A 26,445-nucleotide genomic window follows, 5' to 3' on the forward strand; every position below is an offset into this window, starting at 1 on the left:
CATCGAGTGTCGCAGATCCGCGTCTTCCCTGAGGAGTTCTGCTTATCATGGGCCGGTGACCCACACTTCGCGGCGCAATTTTCCGAAGCTGTTTCGCTTTACCGTTCTGGGTATCGCCACTCTGATGACAATGAGCGCGTGTACCTCGTCTCCGACAGCCGCCTCCGGTTCGCCCCAAGCACCACCGGATGGTCTCGACGACCTAGCGCGCCAACGGCCACAATGGACAGAGTGCGAGAACGCCGATCTGAAAGACGGCGGTGCGCAGTGCGCGACCGTGCAGGTGCCGATGGATTACCGCGCTCCCCAAGGCAAGCAACTCACCATCGCCATCGCCAGGAAGAAGGCGACCGACCCGGGCAGGCGGCGCGGAATCATGCTGACCAATCCCGGCGGTCCCGGCGCCGAGGGACTCAGCCTCACCCTGGCATTGGAACGCCAGCCCGCCGAAGCCGTGTACGACACCATCGGTATGGACCCGCGGGGCGTCGGGAAGTCGACCCCCTTGTTCTGCGACAAGACGGACGAGGCCGCCCTGCCCAGCAGGCCGACCGAGGAGGGCCTGCCGAAGTACGTCGCCAAGGCCAAGGCCGCCGAGACCGCCTGTGCGAACGGCGGCGGCGACCTTCGCAAACACATCACCAGCATGAACACCGCGCGGGACATGGACCTCGTCCGCCGCGTCCTCGGCGAGGAGAAGATCAGCTACCTCGGCTTCTCCTACGGCACGTTCCTCGGTCCGCTCTACGGTGAGATGTTCCCCGAACACCTCGACCGCATGGTCCTCGACTCCGCGCAGGACCCCAGGCAGACCTGGCGCCAGGTCGAGCAGGCCGACGTCGAGGCACACCGCGCGAACGTGGCCGCCTGGAAACAGTGGACCGCCGACCGTGACAAAACCTTCGGCCTCGGCACCACCCCTTACGAAATCCAGGCCACTTTGGACCGTTTCGCCACGACACTGCGGTCCAAGCAGTTCGGCGACCTCGATCTGTCGACGTTCGACAACGCCGTCGGGACCGGTGCCCGCTACCGTTCCCTCTGGTCCGCCTTCGCGTGGACTCTGCGCGACCTCCTGCCTGCCATCAACGGCGCCGACCCCGACGACGAAGCGATCAAAGCCATGGCCCTCCTGGCGCGGCCGGACGGCGACGACGGCAACGCGGTGGCCACACCGCCGACCGAAGCCGATCAGAAGCCCAACGGCACCTACCAGGCGATCCTGTGCGACTGGCAATGGCCTGCCAACCCCGAGGATTACTACGCGGACATGCGCAAAGTCGCCGAAGAGATCCCTTACGGTGACGCCGTCAGCAGCGTGAGCCCCAACAACTGCATGTTCGCCGCCGGCCGCGACCCGATGACCGCGGTCGGGAGCCGCAAGTATCCGGCGGGTGTCGTGGTCCAAGGCGAAGGCGACACCCAAACCGCCTACACCAGCGGCTCCGCCGCCGCCGACCACCTGGACATGCCCCTGATCACCGTGCAGAACAGCGGCATCCACGGCTACTACGGCAGCCGCGGCAACACCTGCGTGGACACCGCGGTCAACGCCTACCTGATCGACGGCAAGCTCCCCGACCGCCGGACCACCTGCGCCGCCGGCGTGGACACGCTCCCCGACATCGCACCCGGCACAACCGGTGGCCCGCCCGCCCAACGCCCCGACACCTCCATCGAAGAATTGCTCAACAAGGTGAAGTAGCGCGGCCACCGAGATTCGGAACAGTCACGAGCATGAACTCTCCTATAACTGAAGGGATCCTTCCATTGCCTGAGATCAATCGACGAACTGCCATGGGTGCCGGGCTGGGCATCTCGGCCTTTACCACGGCGGGAACCTCGACCGCCACGACGAGCTACCCAAGGAGCGATCAGACCATGAACCACCCCCACCTGTTCAACCTGGCCGACAGTCCCGCCACCGTCGTCGAGGGAGGAAGTCTGCGTGGTGCGCACGAACAGAACTTCCCCGTTCTCAAGGGGCAAAACGGGTCCGTATACCTCATCCGCCTGGACGTCGGTGGAGTCAGGGAACCCCACTGGCACCCCACGGCGTGGGAACTCAACTACGTAATCTCCGGCAAGGTGAAATGGACGATCCTCGGCACTCACCCGGACGGCTCCTACCACCGAGACACCTTCGACGCCGGACAAGGCGATCTGGTCTTCGCTCCACAAGGGTTCTTTCACTACTTCGAGAACCTCAGCGAGACCGAACCCCTCGACGTGCTGGTCATCTTCAACAGCAGCACCCAAGAACCCAACGACGATATCGGCATAGTCGGTACGTTCAACTCCATGCCCCGCGAAGTACTCGCCGCGTGCTTCGGCGTTCCGGCCGCCGCGTTCGACCAGATCCCACGGGAAATCAAACCAGTCGTCATCACCAGGCGGCACAAGTAGCCGGTACAGGTTCGGCAGCGTCCTCTTCGCGCCGCTGGTGGTCATCAATTGGACACCCCGGCGCCGTGAACTCTGCAGCGGTCACGGCGGCGGGCTTCGCCGAGCAACTCCGCACGGCCATGGACAACCGCGCGGGCCATCAAGACGGTGCGAACCGTGAGTAGCAGTTGATGACCTCCCCATCGTGAACGGTCGGCTAGAGCTACGACGAGGCGCGGATGATCGCTGGCTGCGCCCGACGGGCGCCCATCCAAGCGTGACCGAGATCGTGCGGGAGGTGATCTACGCCGTGCACGCTGAGTCGATGCACAGGTCGAGGATGTCGCTGCGCACCAAGGAACGCCTGATCCACCAGTACGTGCGGGAACAGCACGGCGCCGGGGCGATCGAACAGGTTCCTTCCCGACGAAACCACCTACTTACACCCCTACGACGGCACCCTCCGCCGGGCTGCGCCCACCGGTCGATAGATGCGGGCGCGAGAATCCCGCGCCGAATGAAGAGTCATGGCTTCGAAGACGAGGCGTCCTCCGGCGAGATCCGGGCTCCGAGTGCCATCACCGGTACCGGGTACCAGCCCTGCCTCAACGGACCGTGTTCGAAAAGGACGACCATCGAGGAGTCCGTGCCACCAACCCAGGCCGAGAGCAGGCGCTGTCCCTCTTTGTGTCCGGCACGATAGGTCGACTCGACAGTGCGGACTTCGATCACGCTGCCGTCCTCGAACTCGACGGTGATCACGGAGGGTTCGAACGGCCTGCCGTAAGGCCTCCGCACGGTGATCGACTTCGTAGCGCGCCAGCCCGTCTGCCGCACCACCCGATGCCTCCGTGCCCAGCCTTTCATCGCCGCCAAACTCATCGGTATCGCGAATATCGAGACCAGCACGGCGAGAAGATGAACCGCTGCCACGGCACCGTTGAAACCGGCCGCGCCGGTGACGATGCTCGTGGCCGCCATAAGGAAGGTAAGAACCCAGAACGCGGCGAAGAAACCCGCGTTACGGCTCACGGCACGCAGCCGCAGGGTCGCCACCTCGAACGCCACACCCCCGGTTCCAGCCAGCCAGGTCGTCACCGGCGCCTGCCGGATCTGCCGCTGTTGCTTCATCGCGGCGAGCCCGGTGACCACGGCCAGCAGGGCCGACGCCGACATCAGCAACGCGTCGACGACGAACTCGGTCCCGCCCACCCAGAATCGGCCGTACCGGTTCAGGCCGGACCACAGCATCCCGCCGAAGACCACGGCACCCAGGAGCCCGCCCACGGTGGCGTAGAACAGGTGGAAGCGCCGCAGCATCACCCCGTCCACCGCACTGGAACCCACCACGGCGCCGTTCCGGGGTGGAAAACGCGAATCCCTTGAGACGTCCCCGCCTACCCGAACCCCGACAATCCGGGAGCCGTCACGGCCGCCTAGTCCAGGCGCGGACGTCCGCTGCCCCGCGGCCCGTCTCTGCCGCCGGTTCATCGGCCTGCCCACCTGCTTCTCGGTCATACCCGAAACACGTCCCACCTCGACCGCCAGTTGCCTCACAGAGACAAACGGCACGTCACTGCCGCGACGAAACCAACCCGGTCAGGCCGACCTCATCGGCCGGCACGTACAGCACGACCATCCACGGGCTCACCTACCTCGACGAGCACGTCATGGAACGACCCAGCACCCCTCGACCATACGGTCGAATAGCACGTCCAAGCCCGGCTATATCGCACACTCGAATATGCGCACTGCACGGTGGACGAACCCGACCTGAACGGCGCGGCTGTGTACGAAGCCGCCGACAAGCCCACTCTCGGCGGCGGCCGCTGGTACGTCCTGCCTTCGAGGGGCTGTCTGTCGAGCGGGAACTGGAGTGGGCGGACGTCCCGCTGTTCGCGTCGAACGAACCGATCACCCTCGCCGGCAGCCGCGCTCAGCGCGTCCTCCAGCGCCGCATCAATCAGTCCATCGCCGAGTACGAGGTCCTCAACACCGTCGAACAGTCCTGGGGTGGGCTGTGCACCCACGTGCGAGACGGCTGGAATATCGGCAAGCCGCCGGCTACAAGGCCAAGGGCGTCCCCCACCCCCCACCCGAGCCCGGCGAAAGCGGAGAGGGGCAAGACCAAGTATCGGCTACAACACCATCGCGGACCGTCTCAATGCCGACCTCGAGCGCTACCCGCCGCCGACCGCGCCGCGGCGCCTGGAGCAAGAGCTCCGTAGCCGGGATCCTGCAGAACCCCAAGTACACGGGCTATCAAGTGTTCAACCGACGCGCCACCACGTCGAAGCGAGGCAAGGTAGACGAGCCGTTCAAGTCGGTGTGGTCACCGAAGCCGGTCCACGAGCCCTTGATCGCGAAGTGGATGTTCGACGAACTCACCAGCCGCCTCGAAGCGCGACGAGGGTCGCGCGCGGACACCCAGCCGAACGCCAACCCCAGCGCCGAACGCACCTACCTCTTCCGCGGCATGGTCTTCCATAGCTGCGGACGGCGCATGGTTGGTGACACAAAACACAACCGGCTCTTCTACTACCTGTGCTGGCCGGGCAAGAACAACCGCGGCGGCTCCGGACCTCGCGCCGGTCTCCCGGCAGCTATCCGGCTCCGCGAGGACGAACTACTCGAAGCCGTTTCAGCTTTCTACGCCGACCGACTCTTCAGCCCCACTAGGAGAGTCATCATTGAAGCCGATCTAGCCACTGTGGACGACAGCGCAGCTCAGGAGCGCCGGCGCGAACGTGAGCGCCTTCAACGTCACCTGGCCGATGTGGCCCGCCGACAGGACTCGGTTCTGCGCCAGGCCCAGGACGGCGCACCGGACGACCCGTTCGCCAAGGCGCTCCGGCAGAACTACAACAAGCTGGAGGAAGACAAGTCCGCAGCGCTGGCCGCGCTCGCTCATCTCGACGCCGAGGACAAGACACAGCCGGCGAAGCCCACCTCATCAGACCTGAACCGCCTCGAAGGGCTCCCGCACCTCCAGGTCAATCTGGCCAATGCGCCTCAGGCCCTGCTACGCCAACTCTTCGAAATCACCCAGCTCACCGTGAACGTCCATGGCGCGGGTGACCAGGTGACGATTACCATCAAACTGCCGGTCGAACAGGTACCGGACACAGCTGTAACCGCAGAAAGGATCAACGACGTGATGAGCTCCACCGAAATGCAAAAAGTCCCGACCGCTACGGTCGAGACTTTTTGGGTGGAAGCTGCGCGTACCCCCGATGGGATTCGAACCCACGCTACCGGCGTGAGAGGCCGGCGTCCTAGGCCGCTAGACGACGGGGGCTAGGAACTTCTCCTTCAAGAGGAGATTTTCAGTTGTTCACCTGCTGTGTTGCTGTGGAGAAACTTACCAGACCGGGTTTCCCACCTTCGCAGGGGGGTCACTCTGTGTTTCACTCCGGAGAGTTCTCCAGCTGGGGTACCAGGACTCGAACCTAGACTAACTGGACCAGAACCAGTCGTGCTGCCAATTACACCATACCCCAGTGAGGTACCGTTCCGATCTTGACCGGCTCGGTGCCGCACGAGAAAGAATACTAGAGCACGCTGTTCCGCACCGTGAACGCGGGGGTCTCAGTAGCGCGCTGAGCGGGCACGCCGAGCTTCGCGAACTCGGAAACCAGCAGCTCAGGCAGCTCGTCGAGGCCCGAGATGGTGTGCACGCCCGCCGGGGCCCGCTCGGCGATGCCGTCCCGGTCGAGCCAGACGGCGCCCAGGCCGGCGTCGCGGGCGCCGATGGCGTCGGTGTCGAGCTTGTCGCCGACGTGGACCGCCTGCGCCGGGTCGCAGCCGAGGCCGAGGCAGACCGAGTGGAACATCGCCGGGTCGGGTTTGGCTACTCCGAGTTCACCGGCGATGGCCACGTGGTCGAAGAACCGGGCGAGACCGAGATCGGCGATCTTCTTGCGCTGATGCGCGCCCGAGGCGTTCGTGACCGCCGCGACGAGAACACCGGCGGCCCGCAACCATTCCAGACACGGGAGGACATCTTCGAACAATTGCCACGAACGAGTGAGAATTTCACGACGGCGTCTTTCGAACCCGCTGACCTGGTCTTCGTCGGCCAAAATGCCGATCTCGGCGAGGAAGCATTCGGTACGCCGGTAATGCATGGTCGCGTAATCGATTTCGCCCGCGACCACCAGCGCGACATGCTCTTCGGTGATGAGATCCCACAGCGGCCAAAGGTCGTTCCGGCCGGTGAGGGCGCCCAGGCTGAGGCGGATCGCCGCGGTGCAGTCGATCAACGTGTCATCGATGTCGAGGCACACCAACCGTAACTCCGGGGGCTCCCACGGGGCGCCGTCCGGAGCGTCCGGCGTGGTTCGTGACGAGGTCCGGGGCACGAGAGCGAAATCCACCAAGTGAGGCTAGGGCACTCAACGCGATCGCGACTCTGCCGATGAGGTGATTAAGGCTGGTCTGTTCCGGCGCGGGCACTCTACTCCCAGTTGGTGAGATGACGTGTTTTAGTTACCGGTCAACGGCTAACGCGGGCGGCCGGGTGAAATACGACTCCGTCGCGCCCTGGCCGGTTCGCGGCGCGCACACCCTGTGACGGCAACGAAATCCTTACCCCGCTTCGAGTCGGGGACCGTCCACAAGGGCGTTTCCGGGATCGGCGTCCTTCCGGGACTCTTCCCGCTTCATTTTCGTCCTTTTTGGACAGTCGGTGTGGTACACGGACCGGTGAGATCCCGACCATAGCCCGAACGGCGTATCCGCCCGGATGGCGCTTGACGCACTCGTCGGCGAGGTGCATCCTGAGCTTATTCAACAAGTGATGAATAAGGGTTCGAAGGGGTGGGACGGATGAACGAACGTACGAACTGCGTGATCGTCGGCGGTGGCCCCGCGGGGATGGTCGCCGGATTGCTGCTGGCCAGGGCCGGGGTCGAGGTCACCGTGCTGGAGAAGCACAAGGACTTCCTGAGGGACTTCCGCGGCGACACCGTGCACCCGTCGACGTTGACGTTGCTCGACGAGCTGGGCCTCAGCGAGAAATTCCTCAGCCTGCCGCACAGCCAGATCGCCTACGCCGGCTTTCCCGCCGAGGACGGCACGATGATGCGCCTCGCCGACCTGACCAGGCTGAAGGTGGCGCATCCGTACATCGCCATGGTCCCGCAGTGGGACTTCCTGGACCTGCTCGCCGACGCCGGCGCGAAGGAGCCCACGTTCACGCTGCGGCAGAGCACCGAGATGACCGGGCTGATCTTCGAACACGGCCGGGTGAGCGGGGTCCGCTACCGCGACGCCGACGGCAAGACCGGCGAACTGCGCGCCGACCTGGTGATCGCCGCCGACGGCCGCTGGTCGCTGGCCCGTCGCGAGGCCGGGCTGATGACGAAGGACTACCCCATCCCGTTCGACGCGTGGTGGTTCCGGATCTCGCGGCGGGACGGCGAACGCGAGGGCATGCTGACCCCGAAGATGCGGGATCGCCGTTTCGCCGTGCCGTTGCCCCGCAAGGGCTACTTCCAGATCGCGTACCTCAGCCCCAAGGGCCAGGACCTGCGCGAGAAGGGCATCGAGGCGTTCCGGGAGAACGTGGCCGCGATCCTGCCCGAGCTGGCCGACCGCGTGGACGAGCTGAAGACGACGGACGACGTCAAATTCCTCGACGTCAAGATGAACCTGCTGCGGAAGTGGCACCTCGACGGGCTGCTGTGCATCGGTGACGCGGCGCACGCGATGTCGCCGGTCGGCGGGGTCGGGATCAACCTCGCGGTGCAGGACGCGGTCGCGGCCGCCGCCCTGCTCGCCGAACCGCTGCGCCGGGGCAGGCCGTCGGCGGCGGAGCTGGCGAAGGTCCGCAAGCGCCGTCTCGCGCCCACGATGCTGGTGCAGGGGTTGCAGCGGATGTTGCACAAGAACGTCATGGGGCCGGTCATGGCGGGCAAGCGCAACGGCCCGCCCGCGCCGATGGTGAAGCTGTTCGGCCGGTTCCCCGTGCTGTCCTACGTCCCCGCGCGGCTGCTGGGCCTGGGGCTGCGGCCCGAGCACGCCCCGGCCTTCGCGCGGCGGGCGATGGAACCGGCCGGTTAGCGTCCGGATGCTATGAACGGTCCGTTCCTTGCAAATTTTGCAAGGAACGGACCGTTCATAGCGCGCTAGACGTCCTGAACCGGGTTCGTCAGCGTGCCGATGCCTTCGATGGTGATCGAGACCGACTGGCCGTCCTCGATCGGGCCGACGCCCTCGGGCGTGCCGGTCAGGATGACGTCACCGGGCAGCAGGGTCATCACCCCGGACACGAACTCGACCAGCTCGGGGATCTTGTGCACCAGGTCCGACGTCCGGCCGTCCTGTTTCAGGACACCGTCCACCTCGGACTTGAGCGCGAGATCGGCCGCGTCGAGCGAGGTCTCGATCCACGGGCCGAGCGGGCAGAAGGTGTCGAAACCCTTCGCCCGGCCCCACTGGCCGTCGGACTTCTGCAGGTCACGCGCGCTGACGTCGTTCGCCACGGTGTAGCCGAGGATCGCGCTCGCCGCGCGGGCGGCGGGCACGTTCTTGACCGGCTGGCCGATGACGATGGCCAGCTCGCCCTCGAAGTCGACCCGGCCGACGCCGCGCGGGCGGCGGATCGGCACGTTGGGCCCGATCACCGTGGTCGACGGCTTGATGAACAGCATCGGGTCCTGCGGGATCTCGTTGCCGAACTCGGCCGCGTGCTTGGCGTAGTTCCGGCCGACCGCGATCACCTTCGACGGAAGGATCGGCGCGAGCAGCCGGACGTCGGCGAGCGGCCAGCGCTTGCCGGTGAAGTTGGGGTTGCCGAAGGGGTGCTCGGCGATTTCCAGTACCTGGGCGTCGTCGCCGTCCCCTTCGATCGAAGCGAACGCGACACCACCGGGATGAGCAATTCGGGCTAGACGCACTCCCCCACTGTACGACTCCTCACGCCGACGCCTCCCTGAGGGACTTGTGCACGAGCGCGTCGCACAGCGCCAGCCAGCTCGCCTCGACGATGTTCCCGTGCACGCCGACGGTGGTCCACTCGCGCTCGCCGTCGCTGGTCTCGACGAGCACGCGGGTGACGGCGTCGGTGCCCGGATGGCCGGGCAGGATCCGCACCTTGTAGTCGGCCAGCTCCACACTGTCCAACCAGGACAGATGCGGGCTGAGCGCCTCGCGCAGGGCGGCGTCGAGCGCGTGCACGGGGCCGTTGCCCTCGGCGGTCGCGATCACGCGCTGCCCGGCGACGTGCACCTTGACCGTCGCTTCGGAGACGACCTCGCCGTCGGACCGGTGGTCCAGGACGACGCGGTACGACTCCAGTTCGAACGGCGGTTCGTCGAGGACGTCGCTCTGCGGGCCGTCGACCTCCCGCCGCAGCAGCAGTTCCAGTGAAGCGTCCGCGGCTTCGAAGGACCAGCCTTCGGATTCGAGGCGTTTCACCTTCTTGACGGCGCTCGTCAGCGCATCGGGCTGGCCGGCAAGGTCGACCCCGAGCTCACGTCCCTTGAGCTCCAGGCTGGCCCTGCCGGCCATCTCGGTAACCAGTACCCGCATGTCGTTGCCGACCGAAGCTGGATCGATGTGGTTGTACAGCAACGGATCCACCTTGATCGCGCTCGCGTGCAGTCCCGCCTTGTGGGCGAAGGCCGACGCCCCTACGTAAGCCTGGTGGGTGTAGGGGGCGATGTTCGCGATTTCGGCAAGGGCATGGGAGACCCGGGTGAGCTCGGCGGCGCCTCCGGTCGGGAGGACCTCCATGCCGAGCTTGGTCACCAAGTTCCCTGTCACGGCGAAAAGATCGGCGTTACCCGCCCGTTCGCCGTAACCATTGGCGGTGCACTGGACGTGCGTCACGCCGGCCTGCACGGCGGCGACGGAATTCGCCACCGCGCAGGAAGTGTCGTCCTGACAATGGATTCCGAGCCGGAATCCGGTCCTTTCCTTGACCTCGCGGACGGTTTCCGCGAGGCCGAGTGGCAGCCGGCCGCCATTGGTGTCGCACAGCACTGCGACGTCGGCGCCCGCGTTCACTCCCGCGTCGAGCACCTTCAGGGCGGTGTCCGGAGAGAACGCGTAGCCGTCGAAAAAGTGTTCCGCGTCGAGGAAGACGCGACGTCCTTCGCCGACGAGGAACGCGACGGTGTCGCGCACCATCTCACACGCCTCGTCGACGTCGACCCGCAGCGCGCGTTCGATGTGCCGCAGATCCGACTTGGCCACGAGCGTGACCACCGGCGCCTGGGAATCGAGCAGCGCACGCACCTGCTGATCCTGCTCGGCCCTGGTGCCCACCTTCCGCGTCGCGCCGAAAGCGACGAGCGCGGCGTGACGCAGTTTCAGCTCGCCCGAAGCGGCGCGGGCGAAGAATTCCGTGTCCTTGGGCAGCGCGCCCGGCCACCCGCCTTCGATGAACCCGACCCCGAGATCGTCGAGCAGCCTCGCCACCGCCAGTTTGTCCGTGACGGAGTAGGAGATCCCCTCGCGCTGCGCGCCGTCGCGCAACGTCGTGTCGTACAGATGGAAGGCGTCGCCGAGTGGCGTATCGGCGGGCTCCTTGCGGGTCACGGGAATCTCCTCGTGGTGGCGGCAAAACGTGTTCAGGCAACAAAAAAACCTCCCGCATGGGTGCGAGAGGTTGCGCGCCGGGGGCTCTTGTGGAGCTGTTATCCGGCGTGCTCGGCGATAATGATGGTGCAGGAGGTCACGGACGCATCATGGCACACGCTCTTCCCCTCGTCCACAACCCGGGCGACAGTTCCCACACTCCGGGACCACGCGTCCCTGCCGCCGACGTTGCGAAAGCCACTTTCGCAACGTTGAAGGTTGCGAAAGTGGCTTTCGCAACACACCCCAGGCAAGGGTTTCTTCACGGGCCTGCCACCGCGCCCCCATCGCACCCTCACGCAGCAAAGGGGCCCTTCACCGCATGAGATGCGGCGAAGGGCCCCTTCAGCCCGAAGAAACTACTGAGTGACCGGGCGCACGTTCGACGACACCAGTGCCGCCAGCCGGTCACCGATCGCGTGCGTCGCACCGGGCGAAGCCTGGTCGCGGGTCGCGAGGTCGAAGGCCACCGAGGCCTCGATCCGCCGCGCCGCTTCCTTCTGTCCCAAGTGGTCCAGCAGCAGCGAGACCGAGAGCACCGCGGCGGTCGGGTCGGCGAGACCCTGGCCCGCGATGTCCGGCGCGCTGCCGTGCACCGGCTCGAACATGCTCGGGTTCCGCCGGGTGATGTCGAGATTCCCGCTCGCCGCCAGCCCGATGCCGCCGGTCACGGCGGCCGCCAGGTCGGTGATGATGTCGCCGAACAGGTTGTCCGTCACCACGACGTCGAAGCGGGACGGGTCGGTCACCAGGTGGATGGTCGCGGCGTCCACATGGGAGTAGGCGACGGTCACCTCCGGGTGCTCCAGCGAGACCTCTTCGACGATCCGCGACCACAGCGAGCCCGCGTACTCCAGCACGTTCGTCTTGTGCAGGAGCGTCAGGTGCTTGCGAGGCCGCGCCTCGGCCCGGTTGAACGCGTCGGTCACCACACGCCGGACGCCGAACGCCGTGTTGACGCTGACCTCCGTCGCGATCTCGTTCTCGGTGTCCTTGCGCAGCAGGCCACCGTTGCCCGCGTACGGGCCTTCGGTGCCTTCACGCACGACGACCATGTCGATCTCGCCCGCCTCGGCGAGCGGTCCGCGCACCCCCGGGTACAACCGGGCGGGGCGCAGGTTCACGTGGTGGTCGAGCTCGAACCGGAGCCGCAGCAACAGGCCACGCTCCAGGATGCCGCTCGGCACCGTCGGGTCGCCCACCGCGCCCAGCAGGATCGCGTCGTGCTGACGGAGTTCACCGAGTACCGACTCCGGGAGCAGCTCACCGGTGGAGTGCCACCGGGCGGCGCCGAGGTCGTAGTTCGTGATCTCCGCCGTCGGTACGACCTCACCGAGCACCTTGAGCGCCTCGGAGACCACTTCGGGCCCGATCCCGTCTCCTGGGATCACCGCGAGCCGCATCCACACACCTCCGTAGACCAGGCCACCGGCAGTCCGGATGGCCCATCCGCAAGAAAACGCCAGCAGCGGAAGGTTACCGGCCGTAGCCCGGTAGCCGTAGCCGCACCACCCTTATGCCGGAACCTCCCACAGAGCGAGACAGCCGAAAGAGTGAAAACAAGAAGGGACGCCCTGGCGCAAAGCATGCCGCCAGGGCGTCCCTCACCTCATCGAACGCGGGTTATCGCACTATCGCGTCAGCCCACACCGATCGGCTGACGTCCGGTGTGCCGCCCGCCGTTGCCCGGCCGGTCGACACCCGTGTCGCCACCACCGTTGTTCGTCTGGATCTTCACCACGTTCGCCCGGTTGCCCGAGGCGTTGTGGTGCTCGATCGCCAGCAGGCCCAGCACGGTGTCCTGCGCGGCCGCGTTGCGGTTGACCACCAGCGCCGTGCCCGGCTTCGCGACGTAGCCCAGCGCGGAGTCGCCGCCGCCCTGGACGGTGTACGCGGGAGCCAAGGCGTCGAACGAAAGCGGCGTGCCGACGTAGTCGATCGTCGACGAGTCCGCACCCGGCGCCGCGTAGAACCCGGAGGTCCCGACGGTGTAGCTGATCTTGTGCGACGCGGCGTTCGGGTCGATGCCCAGCGCGGCGATGCTCACCGGCAGGACGACGACGTTGGTGTCGTACACGTTCGTGTCGACGTCGCCGAGCTGGCCGTTGATCGGCTGGATGTCCACCTGCGGGAAGCCCGGCTTCAGCGCCACGGTGACCGCCACGAGGACGTCGGTCGACGTCACCTTGGTCACATAGGTCTCGAAGTCCGGCTGCCCGTCGCCCGTGGTGTCGATGTCCACGAACGGCGAGGTGTTGCTGCCCAGGTTGGCCAGGTCGCTCCAGGTGGTGAGACCGAAGGCCAGCAACGCGTTCTCCGGCTCACCCTGCGCCTTGGCCAGCGGAGCGGTCGACGCCGCGCCGATGTAGCGCAGGTCGGCGCCCTTGGCGGTCTGGTTCAGCGTGCAGTCGGTCGTGACGTCGCCGTCGCATTCCGGCAGCTGCGGGGATTCCGCCTGCAGTTCGAGCACGCTGATCAGCGAGCGGTACCGCTGCGCACCGGAACCCTGATCCACACCCTTGCCGGTCAGGTTCAGCACGGCCTGGTTCTGGCCGGCGCCGAAGTTGACGTTGCCCGGGGTGTTGATGGACGAGACGGGCTTCGGCGCGGAGTACACCGAAAGCCGCAGCGGAACGGTCGTGCCGCTCTTCGGGGTGAACGCGATCCGGCCGGAGGCGTCCGCCACGAACTGGCGGGCGAGGCCGACCTGCGTGGCCGCCATGGTCGGATCCATGACCTTGCGGAGCGCCTTGGGGTCGGCGATCTTCAGGGTCACCTTCACCAGCGCGATACCGCGCGGGCTCAGCTTCACCGTCGGCTTGTCCACTGTGTACTCGACACCGGGGAGCGAGTTCACGGCTTCGTAGCCCACCGAGTACTCGACCGGCTTGATGCCCTTGTTGACCACCTTGACCGTCTTGGTCAGGGTGACCGGACCGCCCGCTTCGACGACGCCGAAGTTGACCGAGACGAAGCCGGGGTTGTCGACGACGTAGGCCAGGACCTGGTTGTCCAGCGCGGCCTTCGCGTCGATCCGGCCACTGCCGACGCGCTGCGGACCGTAGACCCGGCCCGACGCGTCACGGATGTCGTGGCCGGCGGTGTTGATGACCGAGGCCTTGACCTCCTCGACCGACCAGTCCGGGTGCGCCTGACGGATCAGGGCGGTGATACCCGAGGTGTGCGGAGCCGCCATCGACGTACCCGAGATGACCAGGCGACCGGACCCGCTGCCGCTCAGCGCGGACGCGATCGAGTCACCGGGCGCCGCGACGTCCGGCTTCACGGCCGGGCCGCGCCCGCCACGCGAGGTGAACGAGCTCGGGGTGTCCACAATGGACTGATCGGTGGTCGGCACGGACACGCGGCCCTTGCCGGTCATGCGGACCTGCAGCGTGCCCGCGGCCACCGCGGGGCGGACCGAGGCGGTCGCGCTGCCGGTCAGCTGGAACGTCGGCAGGGCCGCGTTGCCCGCGATACCCGCCGTGAAGTGCTCCAGCGTCGAGGAGAACAGCGCACCCTTGGCGCCGGCCGCCTGCGCGTTGTTCGAACGGGCGCCCGAACCGCAGGCGCGGGTCGCGTCGTTGTCGTCCCATTCGAGGAACACGATCTTGCCCGCGGCCTTGGCCTTGTCGGCCTCGGAGTACGGCTTGCAGCCGGCGGCGTTGTCGGCCGACAGCGTGACCACCGGCGCGGTGACGTCGAGCGTGTCGTAGGTCGCGTAGTTCTGGCTGAACTGGCCGGTCTTCGCGCCCTTCACGCCGTCGGGAGCGACGGCTTCGACGGCGTCGCGAAGGACGGACGCGTCACGGCTGCTGGCGACGGTCAGCGCCTCGGGCGTGTTGCCCGGTGCGCCGCCGACGTCGTTGAGGTCGCCGCCGTTGCCCGCGGAGAACACCGGGACGACGTTGTTCGCGGCGATCTTGCGCACGAACAGCGAGTCCGGGTCGTCCGGGGTGGCGAAGTCGCCGCCCAGCGACAGGTTGACCACGTCGAGGTGGTCGGTGAAGTCGCCGTCGCCGTCCGGGTCGAGCGACCAGTCGAGTGCCTGCGAGGTGACGTTGGTCGAGCCGTCGCAGCCGAAGACCTTGATGGCGTACAGCAGGGCCTTGGGCGCGGTGCCCGGGCCGATCTGCATCGCTTCGATCTTCTTCTTGTTCAGCTTCTTGTAGTCACCGGTGAAGGTCTTGCCCGCCTCGTCCACACCGAATCCGGCGACCGTGCCCGCGACGTGCGTGCCGTGGTGGCCGCACGAGATCGGGTTGGGGTCCGGCTTCGGGGTGTTGAGGGCCGGGTCGTCGCTGCCCGAGTCGTAGACGTCGCCGACCAGGTCGATACCGCCGACGACCTTGTCGGTCGGGAAGGCGGGGGTGGCCTGGTCGCGGTTGATCGCCTTGTACGCCTCGGCCGTCCCCGGACCGCCGAAGGTGGCGTGGGTGTAGTCGATGCCGTCGTCGATCACGCCGACGCGGATGCCGTCGCCGTAGCGGCCGGTCTGCTGCCACGACGCGAGCGTGTTGGTCAGCTGGACCGCGCTGGAGTTGGTGCGGGTCTTGGGGACCACCTTCTTGACCGAGACGACGTCCGGCCGCTTCGCCAGCTCGCGGATCTTCGCCGCGTCGGCCGTGACGACCGCTCCGGCGACCGCGTTGGCGGTCTGGGTGACCAGCTGGGTGCCGGCGTCGGCGGCCTTGAGCTGACCGACGACGGAGTCCACCGTCGCGGCCGCGGCGGCCTTGGCGTCCTTCGCGGCCTTCTTCGCCTTCTCCTTGCCGGCGCCCTTGTTCTGCTCGGCGTTGAAGGCGTCGACGGCGGGCTGCTTGGCCAGCTCGACGAACGCGGTGATCTGCCCCTGGGCGGCCTTGAGCTTCGGCTCGACCTTCCCCTGGAATCCGTTACGGTCGATCTTCGCCGGCGTGACACCGTCCGCGAGGGGGACATCCTGCGCGGCTGCGGTCGCCCCGGTCACGGACGTCGCGAGCAACGCGGCGAAGACCGCGGCCGATGAGCGGATGGCCCACCGGGGTACGCGGGATCTGTTCATGAGTACGTGCCCTCACTCGAGGCCTTGACTCGGAACCTGCCTGCCGCTCGAACACACCCCCGACGGTGAGCCCCGGCGCCGCGCCGTGCCCTTGACGGCGCGATGGTTCGGCCTCGCCGGAAGAACCTATCGGGGGACCAGCCCGACTTCAGTAGGCATTTTTCACCGTTATTGAATCTTGCTCTGCGATCTCGCGAACCCCGCACACACAACAACCGCAGTTAGTCGGCTAATTGCGGAATGCGCGTGAAGGCCCCCTTCCCTCGACTCAGCCGAGGGAAGGGGGCCTTCACGCGCTAATCGGAGGTCAGCCGAAGTTGACCGCGCGGATCGTGTGCGCGCCCACGGTGGCGCCGATCGGCTCCAGCAGGTGCGAGTCGACGGAACGGTCCACGCGCAGCAGCATGACCGCGTCCGCGCCGTCGGTGGTCTGGCTGATCTGCGCGGCCTCGATGTTGAGGCCCGCCTCGCCGAGCAGCGTGCCGACGCGGCCCATGATGCCCGGGCGGTCCGGGTATTCGAGCAGCAGCACGTTGCCTTCGGCGCGCAGATCGAAGTGACGGCCGTTGACCTCGACCAGCTTCTCGACCTCGTCCTTGCCGGTGACCGAACCGGACACCGAAAGGGTCGAGCCGTCGGCGTGGACCGCGCGGACGGTGACCAGGCTGCGGAACTTGGGGCTTTCGGTCTCGGTGACCAGATCGACCTGGACACCCAACTCTTCGGCCACACGCGGCGCGTTCACGAAGGTGACCTGGTCCTCGACGACGCCGGAGAACACACCGCGCTCGGCCGCGAGCGGCAGCACGCTGACGTCCTCGGCCGCCAGCTCGCCCTTGACCACGACGGTGACCGAGGCCGGGGCCTTCGGGTTCAGCGCGGTCAGCACGGTGCCGAGCTTCTGGGTGAGCGAGAGGTACGGCCGGACGTGCTCGCCGACCGTGCCGCCGCCCGCGACGTTCACCGCGTCCGGCACGAAGTCGCCGCGCAGCGCGAGCAGCACGGACTTCGCGACGTCGGTGCCCGCGCGGTCCTGCGCCTCGGCGGTCGACGCGCCCAGGTGCGGGGTGACGACGACGTTCGGCAGGCCGAACAGCGGGCTCTCGGTGGTGGGCTCGGTGACGAACACGTCGATACCGGCACCGCCGACGTGGCCGGAGCTGACCGCGTCCGCCAGCGCCTGCTCGTCGATGAGGCCACCGCGCGCGGCGTTGACGATGATGACGCCCTGCTTGGTCTTCTTCAGCGCCTCGGCGCCGATGAGGCCCTTGGTCTCCGGGGTCTTCGGCAGGTGGATGGAGATCGCGTCGGCGCGCTCCAGCAGCTCGTCCAGCGTGACCAGCTCGATGCCGAGCTGCGCGGCGCGGGCGGCCGAGACGTAGGGGTCGTAGGCGATGATCTTGGTGTCGAACGCGGCGAGCCGCTGCGCGAACAGCTGGCCGATCTTGCCGAGGCCGACCACACCGATGGTCTTGCCCTGGATCTCGACGCCGGAGTAGGCGCTGCGCTTCCACGCGCCGCCCTGGAGGCTCTGGTCCGCGGCCGGGACCCGGCGGGCGACGGCGAGCAGCAGCGCGACGGCGTGCTCGGCGGCGGAGACGATGTTCGACGTCGGCGCGTTGACGACCAGCACACCGCGTTCGGTGGCGGCGGGGACCTCGACGTTGTCCAGCCCGACGCCGGCGCGGGCGACGACCTTGAGCGAAGTGGTGGCGCCGAGGACCTCGGCGTCGACCTTGGTCGCGGACCGCACGAGCAGCGCGTCCGCCGTCTTCACGGCTTCGAGCAGCGCGGGGCGGTCCGTGCCGTCCACATGCTGGACCTCGACCTCGTCGGAGAAGACACTCAGCACGGAAGGCGCGAGCTTCTCGGCGATGAGGACGACGGGCTTGTTCGGCTTGGTCACGATACGGCTCCCACTATCTGGTCTGTGCCTGCGACTCACTGTTGACGGTCACGCCGTTGTGCCCGGTTGCGCCGCAGTTTAGACCTGGTGACAGGGGATTGTTAACTCGCCCGTAATCCCGCGAAAACGAGCTCGAGGAGCCGTTCGAGGCCCTTGTCACCCGAAAGGTGTTCGCTGGCCCAGGAAAGCGCGTGCAGCAGCACCAGTAATTCGTGCACTGTGACGTCGGCCCGGAGCTCACCCGAGGCCTTCGCCCTTTCCACCAGTTGGGACACCTGGTCCCGCATCGCGTGACATGACGCGTACAGCGGCGAGGTCTCGTCGTTGAGGACGTCGACCATCAGCTCGGGCAGTCCCCGGTAGCGCGCCGACTGTTCACCCATCCCGGCGAACCAGGCCTTCAACGCCTCCACCGGCTCCGGGGAGCCCAGCAGCTCGCGAGCCGCCCCGGCCTGCGCGTCGAAGCCCTCACGGAGCACCGTCTCGACCAGCGCCTCCCTCGTCGGGAAGTGCCGGTAGAGCGTTCCGATGCCGACTCCGGCCCGGCGCGCGATCTCTTCCAGGGACGCCTCGACCCCGTTCGAGGCGAAGGCGCGTCTCGCCTCTTCGAGGAGGCGCTCGTAGTTGCGCCGGGCGTCCGCCCGCAGCGGCTTCTTCTGGATGTCCATCGCGCTCCCGAGCCTAGTCTCGACAAATCGGAGGCAGCCTCCGTATAGTCGGGCGACGTAAGCGGAGGCAGCCTCATGTTAGCTGGGGAGACGGAAATGGCCTTGATCGAAGAAACCCGGGACCGGCTGGGAGCGGTGGGTGTCTGGCTGCCGGTCGGCATGTTCACGCCGACACCGGACGAGGAACGGCGGGCGATGCGACGTCTGGAGGAGCTGGGTTACCGCACCGTTTGGGGAGGCGAGGGGCCTGGCAACCGGGAGCTGTTCGCCTACAGCGCCATCACGCTCGCGGCCACCGAACGGGTGGTGGTCGGCACCGGGATCGCGAACATCTGGTCGCGGCCCGCGTACACCGCCCACAGCGGCGGGCGGACGCTCGCGCAGGCGTTCCCCGGCCGGTTCGTGCTCGGCGTCGGGATCGGACACTCGTATCAGGCGGCGAAGGCGGGCTCGGACTACCGGCCGCTCGACCAGACTCGCGACTACCTCACGGCCATGGCCGCGGCGGCGGATGAATTCCCTTCGCCGGTCCCGTTCCCGCGTGTCCTGGCCGCCGTCGGGCCGAAGATGCTCGAACTCGCGAGGGATCTCACGGACGGGGCGCATCCGTTCGCCCAGCCCTTCGAGCACACGCCGTACTCGCGCGCAATCCTCGGCCGGGACAAGCTGCTCATCCCCACCCATTCCGTTCTGCTCGGCGACCGCGAACAGGCGCGGAAGAGCGTGGCGAGGGACATCGGACTGATGAAGCAGTACGGCATCCCGCACTATTTCAAGGGCTGGAAGCGGCTCGGCTACACCGACGCGGACATCGACGACGTCAGCGACCGGCTCGTGGACGGGCTGACCGCGTGGGGCGACGAAGAGCGGATCGCCGGGCGGCTCAAGGAACTCGTGGACGCCGGCGCGGACACCGTGCTCGTCAATCCGGTCGGGGATGACCTCGCGTCCATCGTGGACCAGCTGGAACGGCTCGCCCCGGCACTGACGGCGGTGACCCGATGAGCGTCGGCATCTGGACGTTCGCGTTCGACGGCAAGGAAATCGGCGAAGTCCGCGAGGCGGCCGCGGAAGTCGAGGAGCTCGGTTTCGACACCTTGTGGTTCGGGGAGTACCTGGGCCGGGAGGCGTTCACGCAGGCAGGCCTGCTGCTCGCGGCGACGTCCCGGCTGACCGTCGCCACCGGGATCGCGCGGTTCTCGCATCGGGCACCCGTCGCGGCGGCCGCCGCCGAGCGAACCCTCGCCGAGGCCTATCCCGGCCGATTCGTCCTCGGACTCGGCGGGCACCTTCCGGGTGCGAAGCCGCTGGAGGGGATGCGCGGCTATCTCGACGAGATGGACCGGACCGAACTGTCCACACCGGACTCCCCACGCCGGCGCGTGCTGGCGGCACTGGGACCGAAGATGCTCTCCCTGGCCGCGGAACGCACCGATGGGGCGCATACGTACTTCGTCCCCGTCGAGCACACCGCGCTGGCGCGGGAGACCATCGGGCCTTCGGCCTTCCTCGCCGTCGAGCAGGCCGTCGTACTGGGATCGGACCGGGAGATCGCGCGGCGGCACGTGTCGATGTACCTGGATCTGGCGGCCCACCATCAGGCGAATCTGCGGCGGTTCGGATTCACCGAAGAGGATTACGGCTCCGACAAGCTGGTGGACGCGCTGGTCGCGGTCGGGGAGGACGAGATAGACGCGCGGGTGCGCGCGCACCTGGACGCCGGGGCGGATCACGTCTGCCTGCAGGTCCTGACCGGCGACGAGCGGATCCCGCTGGCCGAATGGCGGGTTCTGTCGGGGGTCGGGGGTAGCGTGCGGGAGCGTGACGTCACCGGCTGAACTCGCCTTCGAGAACGCACGGGAACTGATCGACGCGCGAGACCTGGCCGGGCTCGCGCGCCTGATCGGCGACCTGCCCACCCTCGTCCACGCGCACGGGAAGAACGGGAACGACCTGCTCGGCATGGCCGCCGCGACCTGCGACGAGCGGCTGTGCCGGATCCTGCTCGACCACGGCGCCGATCCGGCCTCCGCCAACGTGCACGGCTGGACGGCGCTGCACCAGGCCGGGTACGCCGGGCTGCCGCTGCTGGTCACGATGCTGCTCGAAGCGGGCGCCCCGGTCGACGTCCCGGCCCGGGGCGACGGTGGCACGCCGCTGGTGGTCGCGTTGTTCTGGGGCCATCGCGAGGCCGCGGAGCTGCTGGCTTCGCACAGCCTCTCCCCCGGCAACCTCCGGGTGGCGGCGGGGCTCGGCGTTGCCGACCTGCTCGACGAGCTGCTCGCACCGGACGGCACACTCGCCCCCGCGGCGGGCGCGCATCGCGAATTCCACCGGCCGCACAGCGGTTTCCCGGAATGGCGGCCGAGCGACGATCCGGCCGAGATCGTCGACGAGGCGCTTTCGTGGGCGGCGCGGAACGACCGGTCCTCCGCCGTGCGCACACTGGTGGAGCGAGGTGCCCACGTGAACGCCGACGTCTACCGGGGTACCGCGCTGACGTGGGCCGCGGCTCAGGGAAAGGCTTCGGCGATCCGTACCTTGGCCGAGCTGGGTGCTTCGGTGAACCACCAGGGCACCTTCGGCGGGCTTTCGCATGGCGAAGGTGTCACGGCGCTGCATCTGGCCGTGCAGGGCGGACATGTGGACGCCGTGCGGGCGTTACTGGAAGCCGGAGCGGATCCTTCGCTGGAGGATTCGCTGTACCGGTCGTCGGCCTTGGGGTGGGCCGAGCATTTCGAGCAGGCGGAGATCCTTGCGGTGCTGCGAGGCGCCTGAGCTTTTGTGCCTGTCGCGCCATCGCGGAGGCGCCCGACCGGCTCGCACGCCATGAACGGTCCGTTCCTTGCAAATTTTGCAAGGAACGGACCGTTCATGGCACGGCCACCGGTTCCCCAAGTGTCATGAAAGGGTCGTTCAGGACGAAAAACGTCAGGAACGACCCTTTCATGACATCCGCGAGAGACGTGTCCCGATCCTGACGCCCGCTGGCCCGCCGCCCCCTCGCCGAAAGTACGACGCTCGCCGAACAATGGACCCATGCGAGCGATCAGCCAAAAGCACCTGGGCGGCCCCGAAGTACTCGAACTCGTCGACGTCGGAAGACCCACCCCGGGCCCGACCCAGATCCTGGTCCGGGTGCACGCCGCCGGCGTCAACCCGGTCGACTGGAAGACCCGCGAGACCGGCGGCATCGGCCCGATGGGCGATCCGCCGTTCATCCTCGGCTGGGACGTGTCCGGCGTGGTCGAGGAGGTCGGCGCGGGCGCGTCGCTGTTCTCCCCCGGCGACGAAGTCTTCGGCATGCCGTCGTTCCCGTTCCAGGCGGGCGCGTATTCCGAGTACGTCGCCGCGCCGAGCCGTCACTTCGCGCGCAAGCCGTCCACTTTGGACCACGTGCACGCGGCCGCGGTCCCGCTCGCGGGACTGACCGTCTGGCAGAGCCTCGTCGACACGGCGGACATCCAGCCCGGGCAACGGATCCTGATCCACGCGGCGGCGGGCGGCGTCGGGCATCTCGCGGTCCAGATCGCCAAGGCGCGCGGCGCGTACGTGATCGGGACGGCCAGCGCGGCCAAACACGAGTTCCTCCGCGGACTCGGCGCGGACGAGCTCATCGACTACCGCACGACGGACTTCGCCGACGAAGTCCGCGACGTGGACGTCGTGCTCGACACGATCGGCCTGGAGTACGGGCCCCGGTCGCTCAAGACGCTGCGCCGCGGCGGCAGGCTCGTCCAGCTCACCCGCACGAACGACGAGCGACTGCCGGAACTGGCCGAGGCCGCCGGAGTCATCGCCGGGTTCACCCTCGCCGAGCCGGACCGCACCGGACTGCTCGCGCTGGCCGAACTCGTCGACAGCGGACGACTCAAGCCGACCATCGACACGGTGTTCCCGCTGGAAGAGGCCGCGAAGGCCCAGGAACTCGTGGCGGCGGGTAAGACAACGGGAAAGGTCGTGCTGTCCGTCGTGGAGTGACCTCAGGCGGGCAGGTCGAATTCGCCGTCCTGGACGCCCTTCACGAAGGCGTCCCATTCCGTCGGCGTGAACACGAGGATGTGGCCGTCCGGATCCGAGGCTTGCCGCATCGCGGTGTAGGTGACGCCATCGGTGTGCGACACCAGCGCGTACTCGGCCCGGTCTTCGAGGTTCGCGCCCTCCGGTTCCGCCCGGATCCACACCGCATCGCTCAAGTCCAGGTCCGGCCGGATATGAGCCTTGTCGTCCACCGGCTGCTCACTCATGGTGCCCACGCTATCGCTTTCCGGTACGCAAAACGAAGGGGCCCTTCACCGCATCGCATGCGGCGAAGGGCCCCTTCAGCCCACGACTAGGCGGTTTCGGTGATCGGCCGGTCCACCCACGACATCAGGTCGCGCAGCTTCTTGCCGGTCTCCTCGATCGGGTGCTGGTTGCCCTGCTCCTCGAGCTTGGTGAAGTTCGGCCGTCCGGCCTCGTCCTCGGCGACCCATTCGCGGGCGAACGTGCCGTCCTGGATCTCACCGAGGATCTTCTTCATCTCTTCCTTGACCGCCGGCGAGATGACGCGCGGGCCGCGGGTCAGGTCGCCGTACTCGGCGGTGTCGGAGATCGAGTAGCGCTGACGCGCGATGCCGCCCTCGTACATGAGGTCGACGATCAGCTTCAGCTCGTGCAGCACCTCGAAGTAGGCGATCTCCGGGGCGTAGCCGGCCTCGGTGAGCACCTCGAAGCCGGTCTGCACCAGCGCGGAGGCGCCACCGCAGAGCACGGCCTGCTCGCCGAAGAGGTCGGTCTCGGTCTCCTCGGTGAAGGTCGTCTTGATGACACCGGCGCGGGCGCCACCGATGGCGGCCGCGTAGGAGAGCGCGAGCGCCTGCGCGTTGCCGGAGGCGTCCTGCTCGACCGCGATGAGCGCCGGGACGCCCTTGCCGTCGACGAACTGGCGGCGGACCAGGTGGCCCGGGCCCTTCGGGGCGACCATGGCGACATCGACGTTCGACGGCGGCTTGATCAGGTCGTAGCGGATGTTGAAGCCGTGACCGAAGAAGAGCGCGTCGCCGTCCTTGAGGTTCGGCGCGATGTCCTGCTCGTAGATGAAGCGCTGCTTCGTGTCCGGCGCGAGGATCATGATCAGGTCGGCTTCGGCGCTGGCCTCGGCCGGGGTGAGCACGCGGAGACCCTGCTCCTCGGCCTTGGCCCGCGACTTCGAGCCCTCGGGCAGGCCGATGCGGACGTCGACGCCGGAGTCGCGCAGGCTCAGCGAGTGCGCGTGGCCCTGGCTGCCGTAGCCGATCACGGCGACCTTGCGACCCTGGATGATCGAAAGGTCCGCGTCGTCGTCGTAAAAGATTTCCACTGCCATGAGGGGTACTACTTCCTTTCCTGACTTACCAAAGTATTTCTAGCGAGCGGAGGTGGCGGTGATCGAGCGGGAGCCCCGGCCGACCGCGACCATTCCGGACTGGACCAGTTCACGGATGCCATAGGGCTCCAGCATCCGGAGCAGGGCACCGATCTTGTCCGAGGTCCCGGTGGCTTCGACGGTGAGCGCCTCGGGCGACACGTCCACCACCTTCGCGCGGAACAACTGCACTGTTTCGAGGACCTGGCTGCGCACGGTGTTGTCGGCCCGGACCTTCACGAGCAGCAGTTCACGCTGCACGGCTGTGGACTTTTCCAATTCCACGATCTTGATGACGTTGACCAGCTTGTTGAGCTGTTTGGTCACCTGTTCGAGCGGTAGCTCCTCAACGGCGACCACGATCGTCATCCGGGACACCTCGGGATTCTCCGTGGGCCCGACGGCGAGGGATTCGATGTTGAAACCACGCCGGGAGAACAGTCCGGAAACCCGCGCGAGGACACCGGGCTTGTTCTCGACCAGAACGCTCAGGGTGTGCACGCTCATCGGGCGTCTCCTTCTGTGGCGGCGTTCAGCTCCGCCTCGGCGGCGACCTCGTCGTCGTCGAAGAGCGGACGGATCCCGCGCACGGCCATGATTTCGTCGTTACCGGTGCCCGCGGCCACCATGGGCCACACCTGGGCATCCTTCCCCACCACGAAATCGATCACGACGGGGCGGTCGTTGATCTCCATGGCACGCCGGATGGTGGCGTCGACGTCCTCCTTGGTCTCGCAGCGGAGCCCGGCGCAGCCGAGCGCCTCCGCGAGGAGGGTGAAGTCGGGGATGCGGTGCTTGTGGGTACCGAGATCGGTGTTGGAGTACCGCTCGGAGTAGAAGAGGTTCTGCCACTGACGGACCATGCCCAGGTTGCCGTTGTTGATGACGGCGACCTTGATCGGCGCGCCTTCGATGGCGCAGGTGGCCAGTTCCTGGTTGGTCATCTGGAAACAGCCGTCGCCGTCGATGGCCCAGACCTGCTTGTCCGGCACGCCGAACTTGGCGCCCATCGCGGCGGGGACGGCGAAGCCCATCGTGCCGAGACCGCCGGAGTTGATCCAGGTGCGCGGGTTCTCGTACTTCACGAACTGCGCGGCCCACATCTGGTGCTGGCCGACGCCCGCGGTGTAGACCGCGTCCGGGCCGACGAGCGAACCGATGCGCTCGATGACGTACTGCGGCGAAAGCGTCCCGTCCTCGGGCCACTCGTAACCGGCCGGGTAGTCGTCGCGCCAAGCGCTCGCCTGCGTCCACCAGTCCTTCAGGTCCGGCTTCGCGGACTTGTCGGTCTCGGCGCGGACGGCCTCGATCAGCTCGGTGATGATCTCCGCGCAGTCGCCGACGATCGGCACGTCCGCCTTGCGGTTCTTGGAGATCTCGGCGGGGTCGATGTCGGCGTGGACGACGGCGGCGTCCGGCGCGAACGAGGACAGCTGCCCGGTGACGCGGTCGTCGAAGCGGGCGCCGAGGGCGATCAGCAGATCCGCCCGCTGCATCGCGGCGACCGCGGCGACCGAACCGTGCATGCCCGGCATGCCGAGGTGCTGCGGGTGGGAATCGGGGAACGCGCCACGCGCCATCAGCGTGGTGACGACGGGGATGCCGGTCAGCTCGGCCAGTTCCATCAGCTGGCGCGAGGCGTCGGCCTTGACCACGCCACCGCCGACGTAGAGCACCGGGCGCCGCGACTTGCTGATCAGCCGCGCGGCCTCGCGGACCTGCTTGCCGTGCGGGCGCAGCGTGGGCCGGTACCCCGGCAGCCGCAGCTCCGTCGGCCAGGAGAAGGAGGTCATCTCCTGCAGGACGTCCTTGGGGATGTCCACGAGGACCGGGCCGGGGCGGCCGGTCGAGGCGAGGTGGAAGGCCTCCGCGATGGTGCGCGGGATGTCCGCCGGGTCGGTGACCAGGAAGTTGTGCTTGGTGATCGGCATCGTGATGCCGCAGATGTCGGCTTCCTGGAAGGCGTCCGTGCCGATCAGCGCACGGGACTGCTGACCGGTGATGGCGACGACCGGCACCGAGTCCATGTTCGCGTCGGCCAGCGGGGTGACCAGGTTGGTCGCGCCGGGGCCGGAGGTGGCCATGCACACACCGACCTTGCCGGTCGCCTGCGCGTACCCGGTGGCGGCGTGGCCGGCGCCCTGTTCGTGACGGACCAGGACGTGGCGGACCTTCGTCGAGTCGAGCAGCGGGTCGTACGCCGGGAGAATGGTGCCGCCGGGAATACCGAACACGACCTCCGCGCCCACCGCCTCGAGCGAGCGGACGAGCGACTGCGCGCCCGTGACCCGCACCGGGGTCCCGGCGGGCGGCGCCGGCTTGGGTCGGGCACCGGAGGTACCGGAGTTCGCATCAGCTCGCGAGGTGGCACTAGTCATCGCTGTTTGCCTCGTCTTGTCTAGTCACTCGTTCGGGTATTCATTGGCTGGTTCGGCAGTGAAATTGTTCCAGGCAACAAAAAACCCCCGCCGAC

At 67.7% G+C, this 26,445-nt stretch carries 19 protein-coding genes, 2 tRNA genes and 1 pseudogene; 8 read left to right on the forward strand and 14 right to left on the reverse strand.

Annotated elements, in window-relative coordinates:
- Positions 1-289: 289 nt before the first annotated feature.
- Together AVR91_RS10715 and AVR91_RS10720 are read left to right on the forward strand one after the other, a co-directional pair.
- Positions 290-1,705, forward strand: coding sequence for an alpha/beta fold hydrolase (locus AVR91_RS10715; RefSeq protein WP_158077396.1), 1,416 nt, complete (start codon positions 290-292; stop codon positions 1,703-1,705).
- 65 nt (positions 1,706-1,770) lie between these two features.
- Complete coding sequence (locus tag AVR91_RS10720) at positions 1,771-2,406, forward strand: cupin domain-containing protein (protein WP_228709177.1); 636 nt, start codon at positions 1,771-1,773, stop codon at positions 2,404-2,406.
- A 504-nt stretch (positions 2,407-2,910) separates the two neighbouring features.
- On the opposite strand, the gene AVR91_RS10725 is transcribed toward AVR91_RS10720, so the two are convergent.
- The gene (locus tag AVR91_RS10725) at positions 2,911-3,735 is read right to left on the reverse strand and encodes a hypothetical protein (protein ID WP_063277554.1); all 825 of its coding nucleotides are present in this window, start codon (positions 3,733-3,735) and stop codon (positions 2,911-2,913) included.
- 814 nt (positions 3,736-4,549) lie between these two features.
- On the opposite strand from AVR91_RS10725, the pseudogene AVR91_RS44405 reads away from it, so the two are divergent.
- Positions 4,550-4,972: pseudogene (locus AVR91_RS44405) on the forward strand (recombinase family protein); the annotation flags it as partial.
- A gap of 638 nt (positions 4,973-5,610) precedes the next feature.
- Here AVR91_RS44405 and AVR91_RS10740 read toward each other — a convergent pair.
- The 3 genes from AVR91_RS10740 to AVR91_RS10750 all read right to left on the reverse strand — a co-directional run bounded on the left by AVR91_RS10740 (position 5,611) and on the right by AVR91_RS10750 (position 6,671).
- Positions 5,611-5,683: transfer RNA gene (locus tag AVR91_RS10740), tRNA-Glu, on the reverse strand.
- A 130-nt stretch (positions 5,684-5,813) separates the two neighbouring features.
- Positions 5,814-5,885: transfer RNA gene (locus AVR91_RS10745), tRNA-Gln, on the reverse strand.
- Between the two features lie 51 nt (positions 5,886-5,936).
- Positions 5,937-6,671: an HAD family hydrolase gene (locus AVR91_RS10750; RefSeq protein WP_016336522.1), complete on the reverse strand. Its 735-nt coding sequence runs from the start codon at positions 6,669-6,671 to the stop codon at positions 5,937-5,939.
- 541 nt (positions 6,672-7,212) lie between these two features.
- On the opposite strand from AVR91_RS10750, the gene AVR91_RS10755 reads away from it, so the two are divergent.
- Positions 7,213-8,448 carry an FAD-dependent oxidoreductase gene (locus tag AVR91_RS10755; RefSeq protein WP_063277551.1) on the forward strand — a complete coding sequence of 412 codons (1,236 nt, stop codon included), beginning with the start codon at positions 7,213-7,215 and terminating at the stop codon, positions 8,446-8,448.
- Positions 8,449-8,513: 65 nt separating this feature from the next.
- On the opposite strand, the gene AVR91_RS10760 is transcribed toward AVR91_RS10755, so the two are convergent.
- From AVR91_RS10760 to AVR91_RS10785, 6 genes are all read right to left on the reverse strand, one after another.
- Positions 8,514-9,284, reverse strand: a complete 771-nt coding sequence (locus AVR91_RS10760) for a fumarylacetoacetate hydrolase family protein (RefSeq protein ID WP_063277550.1) — start codon at positions 9,282-9,284, stop codon at positions 8,514-8,516.
- Positions 9,285-9,303: 19 nt separating this feature from the next.
- Positions 9,304-10,929 carry a citramalate synthase gene (gene cimA, locus AVR91_RS10765; RefSeq protein ID WP_063277549.1) on the reverse strand — a complete coding sequence of 542 codons (1,626 nt, stop codon included), beginning with the start codon at positions 10,927-10,929 and terminating at the stop codon, positions 9,304-9,306.
- A 398-nt stretch (positions 10,930-11,327) separates the two neighbouring features.
- Positions 11,328-12,371 (reverse strand): 3-isopropylmalate dehydrogenase, encoded by a 1,044-nt coding sequence (locus AVR91_RS10770; protein ID WP_007031599.1) that lies wholly within the window; start codon positions 12,369-12,371, stop codon positions 11,328-11,330.
- Positions 12,372-12,607: 236 nt separating this feature from the next.
- Entirely contained in the window at positions 12,608-16,012 is a 3,405-nt protein-coding gene (locus AVR91_RS10775) for a S8 family peptidase (RefSeq protein ID WP_063277548.1), read from the reverse strand.
- Positions 16,013-16,319: 307 nt separating this feature from the next.
- Positions 16,320-17,918 (reverse strand): phosphoglycerate dehydrogenase, encoded by a 1,599-nt coding sequence (serA, locus tag AVR91_RS10780; RefSeq protein ID WP_063277547.1) that lies wholly within the window; start codon positions 17,916-17,918, stop codon positions 16,320-16,322.
- A 101-nt stretch (positions 17,919-18,019) separates the two neighbouring features.
- Entirely contained in the window at positions 18,020-18,586 is a 567-nt protein-coding gene (locus AVR91_RS10785) for a TetR/AcrR family transcriptional regulator (protein ID WP_063277546.1), read from the reverse strand.
- 96 nt (positions 18,587-18,682) lie between these two features.
- On the opposite strand from AVR91_RS10785, the gene AVR91_RS10790 reads away from it, so the two are divergent.
- The 4 genes from AVR91_RS10790 (at position 18,683) to AVR91_RS10805 (ending at position 22,567) form a co-directional block, all read left to right on the forward strand.
- Positions 18,683-19,591: a TIGR03620 family F420-dependent LLM class oxidoreductase gene (locus AVR91_RS10790; RefSeq protein WP_063277545.1), complete on the forward strand. Its 909-nt coding sequence runs from the start codon at positions 18,683-18,685 to the stop codon at positions 19,589-19,591.
- Positions 19,588-20,424 (forward strand): TIGR03620 family F420-dependent LLM class oxidoreductase, encoded by an 837-nt coding sequence (locus AVR91_RS10795; RefSeq protein ID WP_063277544.1) that lies wholly within the window; start codon positions 19,588-19,590, stop codon positions 20,422-20,424. Before AVR91_RS10790 ends, AVR91_RS10795 begins: the two co-directional genes overlap by 4 nt.
- On the forward strand, positions 20,408-21,364 hold the full coding sequence (locus tag AVR91_RS10800) for an ankyrin repeat domain-containing protein (RefSeq protein WP_063277543.1): 957 nt from the start codon (positions 20,408-20,410) through the stop codon (positions 21,362-21,364). The genes AVR91_RS10795 and AVR91_RS10800 overlap by 17 nt, the downstream gene beginning before the upstream one ends.
- A 261-nt stretch (positions 21,365-21,625) precedes the next feature.
- On the forward strand, positions 21,626-22,567 hold the full coding sequence (locus AVR91_RS10805; RefSeq protein WP_063277542.1) for an NADP-dependent oxidoreductase: 942 nt from the start codon (positions 21,626-21,628) through the stop codon (positions 22,565-22,567).
- 2 nt (positions 22,568-22,569) lie between these two features.
- On the opposite strand, the gene AVR91_RS10810 is transcribed toward AVR91_RS10805, so the two are convergent.
- From AVR91_RS10810 to AVR91_RS10825, 4 genes are all read right to left on the reverse strand, one after another.
- Entirely contained in the window at positions 22,570-22,833 is a 264-nt protein-coding gene (locus AVR91_RS10810) for a DUF397 domain-containing protein (protein ID WP_063277566.1), read from the reverse strand.
- Positions 22,834-22,919: 86 nt separating this feature from the next.
- Complete coding sequence (gene ilvC / locus AVR91_RS10815) at positions 22,920-23,933, reverse strand: ketol-acid reductoisomerase (RefSeq protein ID WP_016336537.1); 1,014 nt, start codon at positions 23,931-23,933, stop codon at positions 22,920-22,922.
- Between the two features lie 39 nt (positions 23,934-23,972).
- On the reverse strand, positions 23,973-24,479 hold the full coding sequence (gene ilvN / locus AVR91_RS10820; RefSeq protein ID WP_005162051.1) for an acetolactate synthase small subunit: 507 nt from the start codon (positions 24,477-24,479) through the stop codon (positions 23,973-23,975).
- Positions 24,476-26,266 (reverse strand): acetolactate synthase large subunit, encoded by a 1,791-nt coding sequence (locus AVR91_RS10825; protein ID WP_016336538.1) that lies wholly within the window; start codon positions 26,264-26,266, stop codon positions 24,476-24,478. Before AVR91_RS10825 ends, ilvN begins: the two co-directional genes overlap by 4 nt.
- Between the last annotated feature and the right edge of the window lie 179 nt (positions 26,267-26,445).

This window comes from Amycolatopsis keratiniphila subsp. keratiniphila (assembly GCF_001620365.2).
Lineage (GTDB): Bacteria > Actinomycetota > Actinomycetes > Mycobacteriales > Pseudonocardiaceae > Amycolatopsis > Amycolatopsis keratiniphila.

What these genes read in the sequence shown, in the direction of transcription:
- AVR91_RS10795 (WP_063277544.1), top strand. Translation starts at nt 19,588, where the DNA reads ATGAGCGTCGGCATCTGGACGTTCGCGTTCGACGGCAAGGAAATCGGC.
- ilvN (WP_005162051.1), bottom strand. Translation starts at nt 24,479, where the DNA reads ATGAGCGTGCACACCCTGAGCGTTCTGGTCGAGAACAAGCCCGGTGTC.
- AVR91_RS10770 (WP_007031599.1), bottom strand. Translation starts at nt 12,371, where the DNA reads ATGCGGCTCGCGGTGATCCCAGGAGACGGGATCGGGCCCGAAGTGGTC.
- AVR91_RS10805 (WP_063277542.1), top strand. Translation starts at nt 21,626, where the DNA reads ATGCGAGCGATCAGCCAAAAGCACCTGGGCGGCCCCGAAGTACTCGAA.
- AVR91_RS10755 (WP_063277551.1), top strand. Translation starts at nt 7,213, where the DNA reads ATGAACGAACGTACGAACTGCGTGATCGTCGGCGGTGGCCCCGCGGGG.
- AVR91_RS10810 (WP_063277566.1), bottom strand. Translation starts at nt 22,833, where the DNA reads ATGAGTGAGCAGCCGGTGGACGACAAGGCTCATATCCGGCCGGACCTG.
- AVR91_RS10775 (WP_063277548.1), bottom strand. Translation starts at nt 16,012, where the DNA reads ATGAACAGATCCCGCGTACCCCGGTGGGCCATCCGCTCATCGGCCGCG.
- ilvC (WP_016336537.1), bottom strand. Translation starts at nt 23,933, where the DNA reads ATGGCAGTGGAAATCTTTTACGACGACGACGCGGACCTTTCGATCATC.
- AVR91_RS10785 (WP_063277546.1), bottom strand. Translation starts at nt 18,586, where the DNA reads ATGGACATCCAGAAGAAGCCGCTGCGGGCGGACGCCCGGCGCAACTAC.
- AVR91_RS10715 (WP_158077396.1), top strand. Translation starts at nt 290, where the DNA reads ATGGATTACCGCGCTCCCCAAGGCAAGCAACTCACCATCGCCATCGCC.
- AVR91_RS10790 (WP_063277545.1), top strand. Translation starts at nt 18,683, where the DNA reads ATGGCCTTGATCGAAGAAACCCGGGACCGGCTGGGAGCGGTGGGTGTC.